General features: G+C 40.6%; 10 protein-coding genes. 9 read left to right on the forward strand and 1 reads right to left on the reverse strand.

What is annotated here, in order from left to right:
* The first annotated feature begins 222 nt into the window (after positions 1-222).
* From ASE55_RS19415 to ASE55_RS19430, 4 genes are all read left to right on the forward strand, one after another.
* Positions 223-747, forward strand: a complete 525-nt coding sequence (locus ASE55_RS19415) for a hypothetical protein (RefSeq protein ID WP_056223556.1) — start codon at positions 223-225, stop codon at positions 745-747.
* Between the two features lie 91 nt (positions 748-838).
* Positions 839-1,642: a molecular chaperone gene (locus tag ASE55_RS19420; RefSeq protein ID WP_056223558.1), complete on the forward strand. Its 804-nt coding sequence runs from the start codon at positions 839-841 to the stop codon at positions 1,640-1,642.
* The gene (locus ASE55_RS19425; RefSeq protein WP_056223560.1) at positions 1,635-2,672 is read left to right on the forward strand and encodes a hypothetical protein; all 1,038 of its coding nucleotides are present in this window, start codon (positions 1,635-1,637) and stop codon (positions 2,670-2,672) included. The genes ASE55_RS19420 and ASE55_RS19425 overlap by 8 nt, the downstream gene beginning before the upstream one ends.
* Before the next feature lie 8 nt (positions 2,673-2,680).
* On the forward strand, positions 2,681-5,482 hold the full coding sequence (locus tag ASE55_RS19430) for a hypothetical protein (protein WP_056223563.1): 2,802 nt from the start codon (positions 2,681-2,683) through the stop codon (positions 5,480-5,482).
* Between the two features lie 113 nt (positions 5,483-5,595).
* Here ASE55_RS19430 and ASE55_RS19435 read toward each other — a convergent pair whose 3' ends face one another.
* The gene (locus tag ASE55_RS19435) at positions 5,596-6,045 is read right to left on the reverse strand and encodes a ferritin-like domain-containing protein (RefSeq protein ID WP_056223565.1); all 450 of its coding nucleotides are present in this window, start codon (positions 6,043-6,045) and stop codon (positions 5,596-5,598) included.
* Between the two features lie 142 nt (positions 6,046-6,187).
* On the opposite strand from ASE55_RS19435, the gene ASE55_RS19440 reads away from it, so the two are divergent.
* The 5 genes from ASE55_RS19440 to ASE55_RS19460 are packed head-to-tail and all read left to right on the forward strand — an operon-like array spanning position 6,188 to position 10,389.
* Complete coding sequence (locus ASE55_RS19440; protein ID WP_056223567.1) at positions 6,188-6,871, forward strand: MarR family winged helix-turn-helix transcriptional regulator; 684 nt, start codon at positions 6,188-6,190, stop codon at positions 6,869-6,871.
* Positions 6,872-6,874: 3 nt separating this feature from the next.
* Positions 6,875-8,347: a phytoene desaturase family protein gene (locus ASE55_RS19445; RefSeq protein ID WP_056223568.1), complete on the forward strand. Its 1,473-nt coding sequence runs from the start codon at positions 6,875-6,877 to the stop codon at positions 8,345-8,347.
* Between the two features lies 1 nt (position 8,348).
* Complete coding sequence (locus tag ASE55_RS19450; protein ID WP_056223571.1) at positions 8,349-9,185, forward strand: phytoene/squalene synthase family protein; 837 nt, start codon at positions 8,349-8,351, stop codon at positions 9,183-9,185.
* Positions 9,186-9,213: 28 nt separating this feature from the next.
* Positions 9,214-9,669 (forward strand): sterol desaturase family protein, encoded by a 456-nt coding sequence (locus ASE55_RS19455; protein ID WP_056223573.1) that lies wholly within the window; start codon positions 9,214-9,216, stop codon positions 9,667-9,669.
* Between the two features lie 3 nt (positions 9,670-9,672).
* A complete protein-coding gene (locus ASE55_RS19460) occupies positions 9,673-10,389 on the forward strand; it encodes a lycopene cyclase domain-containing protein (RefSeq protein WP_056223575.1) in 717 nt (238 codons plus the stop codon).
* Positions 10,390-11,074: the final 685 nt, after the last annotated feature.

The following is an 11,074-nucleotide window of genomic DNA, read 5'->3' on the forward strand; positions in this document are numbered from 1 at the left end:
ACAATGGGTTTATTTCATTGTAATATTGATAGTTTTTATTAATTATATAAGTCTACTTTTTACATTTATTTTGTAATCACAGGTAGATTTCTCATTATTTTTCTAAAACCATATTTGCAAATTTTGAGCATTTTTTTACAAAAGAGATGTCTTCAGGTGTATTTACCTTTGCACCAGAAAATTTAGAAGAATAATATATAATAAGTAAAACATCATTATCTCATGAAAAAATTCATATTTGCCGCTTTTTCTCTAATAGGATTTGTAACAATAAACGCTCAGCAGACCGTAACTTTAAATGTAAGATTAAAGCCGATCCAGACTCTTGTAGTGAACACTGCACAAAAAATAGTTAACTTAGACTACGTAACAAAAGACGACTATGCTAACGGTGTATCTTCTGTAAATGCTGACCATTTGAATGTTTACAGTACAGGAGGATTCCAGGTGAAAGTGAAAAGTGCCAATGCCGCTTTACTGAACGGAGCCAAAACAATTCAGGCCAACACCATCCAGGTTAAGGCAAGTGCAGGATCAGAACCTGTTACAGGAGCTCAGTATGCGCAGAACGTACAATTATCAGCAAATGAAACTACCCTTGTTACTTCAACTGTAGGAGGAGTGGATAAAAAAATAAGCATTGAATACAAAGGTGCAGGTGCAAACGCTTACCTTGATAACTACATTGCAGGGCAGACGCCAACCATATATACTACAGAACTTACCTATACCATTATTTCCCAATAATATAGAAGCTATTCTGGAATATTGAAAATTAAAGGGTGTTGCAAGGTTGTTTGTAGCACTTTTTGTGTATTTTTAATATTAAATCTCCGTAATGAAAAAACTGTATTTTATCTTTCTGTATCTTGTAGGTTCTTTAGGTTTAAACCTGTATGCTCAGACAGGAGTTTCTGTTTCTCCGCCGAGGCTTTATTTTGAATCCGGACTCGGGAACAGCAATACCCAGAAAATAACGGTCACCAATGTAAGTGCAAAAAATTCCCTGGACCTGGCAGTAAGCCTGGGAGACTGGGAATACAATGAGAAAGGAGAAAACATGATGTCTGCAGCCAACACGCTTGCCAACTCATGTGCGGGCTGGGTCTCCGTAAAAAAGGAAGATAATTATTTTACACTCGCTCCGGGTGAAAGAAAGGATATTGATGTCACCATTACCGTTCCCGGTACTTTAGCAGACAAGCTTTCCACGCATACCGCAGTGCTTTATGTAAGCCAGATGAATCCTGTGGATGATGTAGATAACAAGGGTGCCAATATTAAAGTAAGCATCCGTTCGGGGATCAAGCTCTTCCATAAACTTCCATCTGCAAAAAACAGGAAACTGGAAATCAGCAACCTGATCTATACGAAATCAAACCCGGCTCTTGACCTTACGTTCAACAACCTTGGAGAAATATGGGCAGACGGTAAAATATTTACCGACCTTGTCAATACCCAGAATGGTAAAAAGACTTCCCTTGAAGCCATCGTTTTTTATACGATGCCGGGAAATAAAAGAGAAGTAAGTATTGCGCTTCCTGCCGGTCTTGATAAAGGAAAATATACAGCATCGGTGATGATAGATTACGGCGACCGTGATAACCTTGAACTGGGAGAATTAAACTTTACCTATGAATAACAATAAGAAGCTTTCAGCCATCATATTGCTGTTTATCTGGATGCAATGCTGTTCACAGGCGTACTATAATTCATGGACCAATGGTTATATGCCTGTAACTTCATACGGAGGCAATACCATTCCTGATGCCTATACCGCTAACTTTACAGCCAACGGATATATCAATGTTCCGTACTGGAGGCTGTCCGTAAGGCTGACACAGCCCATCACTTCCACAGACGGAAATTATACGCTGCCTGCCAATAAGGTTTCTTTCAGTCCGGTATCAACTTCCGGAAGTGCCTATCCCTTTGCGGTGCCTTCCGTTTCACAGATCGGGATGCCGCTGAATGTTATGATGCAGGAAGGACAGGAAGTTTTCCTGGTTCCGCAGTCAAACGCTGCGTTATATAACCTTCCTTTTCTGTTTATCGGCTACTATTACAATCTTCAGATCAGGTACAGCATGATGCTTGCCGGTGGTTCTTATCTCGGCAGTTATCCTGCGTGGACCACTTTTGTAGCACCTATGCAGTTTACGGCCTATGACCGGTATAATAATGTGATCGGCAGGATGGATCATGTGTTTCAGTTCCAGATCGGGACGCTTTCAGGAACACCTCCTGATGTCCCTGAAATGTCACTGAAGTTCTCTGCAAATGCCGTGAACAGCTCCTTGGAGTTCAACAGTAAAAATGATTATACAAACGGTGTAAGTGCCGTATATGCCAATGCGCTTACTGTAAAGAGCAATACCAATTATCAGATCAAGATAAGATCCCTTCAGACCAAATTTACATCTCCTGCCGGAAATTCACTTCCTTTAGAAGCGGTAAAATTCGGGCTGGCGCCCGTTTCCGGGAACAATGCATCTGTTTATCCCATTGTGCTGGCTTCCTTTCCGCAGCTGGTTGCCAAGGGAGGGTATACCCAGGGTTCCAGTGTGTATTATGACATCAATTACTCAACCACTCCCAACGACCAGCGATTCATCAATGCCAAGACAGAAGACTACTCCACAACACTTCAGTTCGAGATAACCCCTCAATAAAATTAATAATGCACTACGACCTGCTCAGAAAGATAGCGCTTGTTTTTTTGATACCGCTCGCTTTTATCATCATTCCTGCACAGGGTATTCCTGATGTAAGCATGGAGGTCCGCAGTGAATCCGGCACACCGGAAAATAATATCATCGACCTGATTGTTGTCCTTAAAAATAAAGACAGCGTACCGTTTAAAGGGAAAATTGCCATTCATACGCCGCAGGGGTTCAGAGCGGTTTCAGCCGGCGGGATCGATGCGGAGCTGGATGCCGGAGAAAGTGTTTTTCTGCCCGTAAAAGTTATTGTGAACAATAATGCAGTGGCGGGTGAGAAAAAAATCAGTTTTGACCTTACAGATCTTCAGCACCGTACAGTAGCGGAGAAATCCATCACATTTAATATAGCGGAAAACAATGCACTCCGGATTACGGCAGAAAATCCTGTACTCTATATTAACAATACAAAAGATTCCGTAGAGGTAAGGGCAAGGGTTTCCAACCTCGGAAACACACGGCAGAACGTTACCGTCGTCTTTAAAATCCCGGAAATTGCGCAGGGAAATGTTTTTATTGAAAAAAAAGGAAGCATTGCCGTAGAAAAAGATACCGTATTCATATTCCGGTTCATGCCTTCCGGCCCGCTGGCAAAAAGTTCTCAGTTTTCCATTGATATCGCAGGATTCAGGGACCCGGAGAAAGAAATATTCGGAAATGCGTCTGTGGCTGTTCAGAACGTAGCATCTACACAGCGTTACCAGGATCTTCAGAACAATTCGTTTTCCAGTTATAAAAAGAACAGCATTACGGCGGGGTACAGAAGGGTAGGAAACAACCTGAATATGTACCAGCTCATCGGTTCCGGGGGATTCAATCTTCCTTCGGGATATGTATTTCTCAGGGGGAATATCTATACTATGAACAACCAGAGTGAGCCCGTGGTTACCAATACCTACATTACCTATCGCCGCAAGAACAGCGAGTATACGCTGGGAAATATCAGCAAGATAATGGAAATGTCCATGTTCGGCAGGGGTGCAGAATATGCCGTAACCTCTTCTGATAAAGATAAAAAGCTTGAAGTAGGGTTCGTAGACCAGACCTTCAGCCTTGTGGAAAGAAATTCTTTTTTAAAATACGGTTACGGTTTTTTCGCCAGGGGAAGTATGGGCATGCAGAACGCAGCGCGGAATATGTCGGCAACCTACGTTTTCAGGAATGACCCGTACGAGAATGCAAGGCATAATCTTTTAGGGACCGATATGCAGTATTCCTTTAATAAAGACTGGAATATGATGGCTAAAGTATACAGCGGACTCAGTGTGTATGAAAACATCAATGTCACCAAGCCCTCATTGGCTGTGGAATCGCAGTATTCAGGGATTATTAATAAGTTTAATCTTAACGGGAACTACTTTTACAGTACGGACTATTATCCGGGAAACAGGCGGGGCATGCTGCAGATCCAGCAGAATATTTCTACCAATGTCATTAAGGATTATAACATTTATACGAATATCCTGATTTCAGATTTTTCACCTAAGTTTTATTTTTATGATAATAATTTAGAATCAAATACCACCAGGGTAGACACCGGGATTAATTTTCCAAAGAAAGGAAACTTCGGGTTTGCGCTGAGCCTTCAGTATCAGAATGAAAAATCCAATACGTATAATAATTTCTTTAATACCGGAATCAATCAGGATTCCAAGCAGCTTAAGGCACAGAGGATTACCGATTACATGACATGGTCCAGTCCGGACCACAAGCATTCTTCCGTCCTTGGGATTGAAGCCGGGCTGGCTCAGTATCCGGATATTGATCAGCTGAAATACCAGATGAAAGCGACCGGGAATTACAGTTACAAATGGCTTAATTTCAATTTTATGTATCAGTACGGAAGTTATTTCCTGTCTGAGTATGCATTCTCCAGGATATTTAATGAAAATAACCCGTATAAAAAGCTTTCCCTTTCAGCATTTGTGAATGAGAATTTTTTTGATCAGAAACTCACTGCTACTTCGGGTTTCACATATACCGATGATATCCTGTACGGAAAATCGCCGTCAGGCTTTATCAATCTGAAATATTCCGGGAAACTGTATGGCGTATATCTCAATACTTCATGGTTCCATTATTCTTCGAGGGAACTGAATAACAACCTTCTTACCATTGAAGCCGGCATCACCCTTAATCTGAAATCAAACACCCTGGATCCGGGTAAAAAAGGAAACATTACCGCTTTTGTGTATTACGATAACAACAACAACGGCATTTTTGATAACGGGGATCAGCCGGCAGAAGGATACCTTGTGATGCTCAATACCATTTCATTCAGGACGGACAGTAAAGGGAACCTGAATTATAAAGGGCTTCCGTACGGAAAATATGCATTGAAACAGATCATACAGAAAGGCTGGTATTACAATGAAGCAGAAATTGATATGAACAGGCATAATTATGCCCTGCAGATTCCTCTGCACCAGAACGGAACCGTTCAGGGGAAAATAGATTATGAATTCAATGCGAAAACAGCACTGGATTTTGATCCTAAAATAGGTGGTATTATTTTCAATATTTATAAAAGAGATGAGCTTCTACAGCGTGTGATTACAGATGACAACGGTGAATTTATTTCCTTCCTGGAATCCGGAGACTATAAAATTGAACTTAATGAAAACTCACTGCCGGCCAATACATATGTGGAACGTACAAGTTCAGAAGCAAAAGTAGAAGCAGGAAAAATAATCAGCCTTGAACCGTTTATCATCCGGGTAAAAGAAAAGAAGATCCGTGTCAGGAAATTCGGAAACGAATAATGATAAACGATTTTAAAAGAACCGAAGTTTCTAAATTCCGGTATTGCATAAAAAAATAAGGAAACCCGAAAGCTCCCTTATTTTAAAATTATCCTTAGGGGATAATGATTGGATTAGCTGATCTTTTCTAAATTTTCGAATTTAGCATAAGAGGATCTTAGGTGATGCAAATGATCCGAAACTACCTGAGAACTTTCAGGACACAGATCCCCGCTTTCTAAAGCATCTTCATACGCCTTGATGGCTGCCTTTTCTCCAAACACAACGTTTTCTAGAGTAGATTCTTCATTATTTCCTGTGAAAGAATTCTTAATGTCGATCCATGCTCTGTGTACGGCTCCTGCTGTACTGGTTGTATTATCTGCTTCTCCTCCTTTTTCGCTGATCAATCTTACAAGATCAGACCTCATGGTCTGTGACTGTGATACCATCTGATCGTAATCATTCTTTAATGCAGAATGGTTTTCCCAAACTTTGTCTTCAACTTTTGAAAATCCTTCAATTCTGTCGTTGGTAATGTTTAGTAAATCGTTTAGTACTGATACAGTTTTTTCGTTGTTCATAATATTTTTTTTATTGGTGTACCAAAAGACTTACAAGATGCGTGCCTTAATTTATTCAAACCTGAAAATTTTAAAAATAAGTTTATTAATATACATTTATTACAAATAAAAAGTATATTTGTATACTAACGTAATTCATAAAATGAACTATCAGAATATAAAAGAGATCATCGGGCTTCTTGAGCAGTTTGAAACAGATCATGCGGCAGATGAATCCTATCCTAATGATATAGGCGGTTTTAAAAAGTGGGTCTGCGATACTGAGAACAGAAAAGGTGGTACAATTTTAGATGAACCGTACTGGGAAGGAAAAGAAAACGGCAGGAGTGCTGAAAGTGCCATCAGTACGCTGCTCGTCCATCTCAACCGTTATGCAAAAACATATTCCAAATCTGCTATTTCAGATTCTGAATTTACAACTCAGGAAGACTTTATTTATCTCATCAACTTAAAAGCTTTCGGCGAAATGACGAAAATGGAGCTTATTAAGAAAAATATTCATGATAAGCCCGTGGGTATGCTTATTATTACCAGGCTGCTGAAACAGGGTTGGATTACCCAGGCTGAATCTGAGATTGACAAGAGGAACAGGATTATAAGCATCTCAGAAAAAGGACTGGATGTGTTGGACAGGCAAATGAAAAAAATCAGGGAGGCAACGGATATTATAACCGGAGACCTCAGTTACACTGAAAAAATGGAACTGATCCGGATCCTGAATAAGCTTGACCATTTTCACCGCCCGATCTTTTCCAGGAATATAGAAAATAAAGAACTGATAAAAACAGTGTACCAGGAACATTCATTTAAAAAACAGATACATTAAAAAATGGCGAAAAAAATTGCGGTCATAGGATCAGGATTTTCAGGGCTGTCAGCCGCTGCCTACGCTTCAAAAGAAGGACATGAAGTTCACCTGTTCGAAAAAAACAGCGAGGTAGGCGGGCGTGCCAGGCAGTTTAAAACAGACAACGGCTATACCTTTGATATGGGCCCTAGCTGGTACTGGATGCCTGATATTATAGAAGGGTTCTTTAATGATTTCGGACAGTCAGCTTCAGATTTTTATACGCTTGTACCTTTGGATCCGCAGTTTGAAATGGTGTTTTCAGACAGCACCATGAATATCCCGCATAATTATGAAGAGATGAAGGCTCTTTTTGAAGAAACCGAAGCGGGTGCAGGGAAAAAGCTGGACGAGTTCATGAAAGATGCGCAGTATAAATATGAAGTCGGGATGAAGGATTTTGTCAATAAGCCCTGCTATTCCTGGTTTGAGTTTATGTCTCCCAAGATTGCCAAAAGTGCATTTAAACTGGATCTCTTAACCAATTTTCAACGTTTCGTAAGAAAATATTTCACCAATCCCAAACTTATTGTCTTAATGGAGTTCCCCGTGATTTTCCTGGGAGCGGCCCCAAAAGATATTCCGGCTCTGTATAGCTTAATGAATTACGGAGGCTATAAACTGGGAACCTGGTACCCGATGGGCGGCTTTTCTAAAATTATCGATGCCATGAAAGAGGTTGCCGAAGACCACGGAACAGAATTCTACCTGAATGCCGATGTACAGAAAATCAATGTGGAAAATAAGCAGGTCTCCTCGCTGACGGTTAATCAGGAAGAAATAGATTTTGACGTGATTATCGCTTCTTCAGATTATCACCATACCGAATCCAAGCTTCTTCCCGAAGAATACAGGAATTATGATGAAGACTACTGGGAAAAACGTGTTTTTGCGCCTTCATGCCTGATCTACTATCTGGGAATCAAGGAAAAAATTCCTAACCTGAAGCACCATACCCTGTTTTTTGAAAACGATCTGGAGCTTCATACCGAAGAAATTTATAAAGATAAAAAATGGCCGACCAAACCGCTGTTTTATGTCTGCTGCCCTTCAAAAACAGATCCTTCCGTAGCGCCGGAACATGGTGAAAATGTATTTCTCCTGATGCCTGTGGCACCCGGGATTGAAGATACCGAAGAAATCAGGGAGCGTTATTTTATGGAAATGATGCTGAGGCTGGAAAAACATACCGGTGCATCTGACCTTCTGCTGAAAATAGATTATAAAAAAAGCTACTGTGTTAAAGACTTCCAGGAAGATTACAATGCCTACAAAGGAAATGCGTACGGCCTTGCCAACACCCTTTCGCAGACTGCTGTCTTAAAGCCGTCGTTAAGAAACAAAAAGATAAAAAACCTCTTCTACACGGGGCAGCTTACCGTTCCCGGTCCGGGCGTACCGCCGTCCATCATCTCCGGAAAAATAGCTGCAACTGAAGCCAACAAAATAAATTGATATGAAAAAACTATTTGATGATCTCGCGTATAAAGTAAGTAAAGAGACGACAAAACAGTACAGTACCAGTTTCTCGCTGGGAATCCTTGCCCTGTCTTCCAGCATCAGGAATCCTATATATGCCATCTACGGGTATGTGCGGCTTGCTGATGAGATTGTAGACAGTTTTCATGATTATGATAAAGAAAGGCTGCTGGCAAAGTTCAAAGAAGATACCTTTCAGGCATTGGAAGACCGGATTTCCCTGAACCCCATCATGCAGTCTTTCCAGGAAACCGTACACCGGTTTGCCATTGATAAAAAACTCATCCTCCAGTTTCTGAAAAGCATGGAAATGGATCTCCAGAAGCTTGATTATAATTCAGACCTTTACAAAGAATACATCTTAGGTTCGGCAGAAGTGGTAGGGCTGATGTGCCTTCAGATCTTCGTTAACGGCGACAAAGAACAGTTTGAAAGGCTGAAACCGTATGCCATGGTTCTCGGGTCTGCCTTCCAGAAGGTGAACTTCCTGAGGGACATGAAGGATGATTACCACACATTAGGGCGCAGTTATTTCCCGGATCTGGATTTTTCCCTCTTTGATAATGATGTAAAATCATCCATTGAAAAGGAAATCGAAAAAGAATTCAGGGAAGCACTGGTCGGGATCAAAAAGCTTCCGGCTTCCGCAAGGTTCGGGGTGTATTTAGCGTACCGGTATTACATTTCACTGTTCAGGAAGATCAAGAGAAAATCTGCAAATGCCATCCTGAGTGAGAGGATCAGGATCTCGAACGGTGCCAAGATTTCCCTGATGATGAGCAGTTATGTACAGTACAAAACTTCATTTTTATAGATAAAGATTTCCATTTTAAACAGTTAATATGAATTTTCTAATTGTAGTAGTCACCTTTTTTGTGATGGAAGGCATAACCTGGTTAACCCATAAATATGTGATGCACGGGTTTCTCTGGGCACTTCACAGGGACCATCATGACCACAGTACAGACGGCCCTATGGAAAAGAATGATTATTTCTTCCTCATCTTTGCCATTCCCTCCATTCTTCTTATGGCTTACGGTTCAGTACAGGGTTTTAACCACTGGTTTTACATTGCGTTGGGCATTACCTTATATGGGATGGCCTACTTTTTCGTTCATGATATCTTCATCCACCAAAGGATCAAAGTACTTCGGGATACCCAGAACCCATACCTTTTAGCCATCCGCCGGGCGCACAAGCAGCACCACAAACATACAGGCAAAGAAAGAGGCGAGTGTTTCGGATTCCTTTGGGTGCCGGTGAAATATTTTCAGATGTACTTTAATAAAAAAAAATAACCCATGCTGTCTTATACCTACCTGCTGATCAACTTTTTTACCATCATTATCTGTTTTATTTTTTCGTTTCACCATAAGCTGAAATTCAACAGGCATTTCGGCGCTTTCCTGAAGGCGTCCTTCATCGTGGCACTGGTATTCATCATCTGGGATGCCTGGTTTACCAAAATAGGAGTGTGGTGGTTTAATGACCGTTACCTGGTCGGGTTAAGGATTTTAGACCTTCCTATTGAAGAAATCCTGTTCTTTTTCTGTATCCCTTTTTCATGCGTCTTCACCTACTTCTGCCTGAATAAATTTTTCAAACTGGACTGGAAACCGCTGCCCGAAAAGATTTTCGTCATGGCAGCAATCATCCTTTCCGTAATCGGGGCTGTTTATTTCCGTGAAAAAATATATACTTCCATGACTTTGGCCACAACGGCATTTACCCTGTTCATGCTGTATTTTGTCTTAAAATCCAGATGGATCGGCAAGGCTTCCTTTATCTACCTGATGCTGATGCCCGGCTTTTTGATGGTCAACGGCATCCTCACCGGAACCGGACTGGAATCTCCGATCGTGAATTACAATCCTGCGGAATTCCTGGGGATCAGGATCCTTACCATTCCCATCGAAGATACCGCGTACGGCTATGAAATGATCCTGTGGAATATCTATTTCTTCCAGAAGTTCAAAAAGCCGGATCCGGCAACTGAACCCGTGATAGCAGAAGCTTAATAGATTTTCTTTATATTTTTTAAACTTGTCGAGATACATGATACAGCCTTTTGATGATAAAGGCTGATTTTTTTATGGTTAACCCTAATCAGTATTACTCACCTCCGTCAGTTCGTGTGTTTTTCACAGCAAAGCGAAGAAAAATGTATCGAGAACCAGTGAACTTCCAAACAACATTTCTTATACATTAAGGTCTATTAATCACTAACTTCTCGATACAATTTTTTAAAAATCTACCCGAAGTGACGATGTGCAAAGTTTGCCATTTAATCAATCGCTCCGTCAGTTCGAGTGTTTTTCGCAGCAAAGCGGAGAAAAATGTATCGAGAACTGTTGAACTTAAAAACAAACATTTCTTATACATTAATACCTGTTAATCACCAACTTCTCGATACGCTTTCTTCAAAATCTACCCGAAGTGACGATGTACAAAGTTTGCCATTCAATCAATCGCTCCGTCAGTTCGAGTGTTTTTTGGAGCAAAGCGGAGAAAAATGTATCTAGAACCAGTAACTTCCAAACAAACATTTCTAATACATTAATACCTGTTAATCACTAACTTCTCGATACGATTTTTCTTCAAAATCTACTCCTTTAGATTTGTAAAAAGAAAATGATATTTTTATTATGAAGAGAAAAGTGTTTAAGTAAACTAATAATTACTCCGAGTACAACTCATACTTCG

It is taken from the genome of Chryseobacterium sp. Leaf201 (assembly GCF_001421435.1).
In the GTDB taxonomy this organism is placed as follows: domain Bacteria; phylum Bacteroidota; class Bacteroidia; order Flavobacteriales; family Weeksellaceae; genus Chryseobacterium.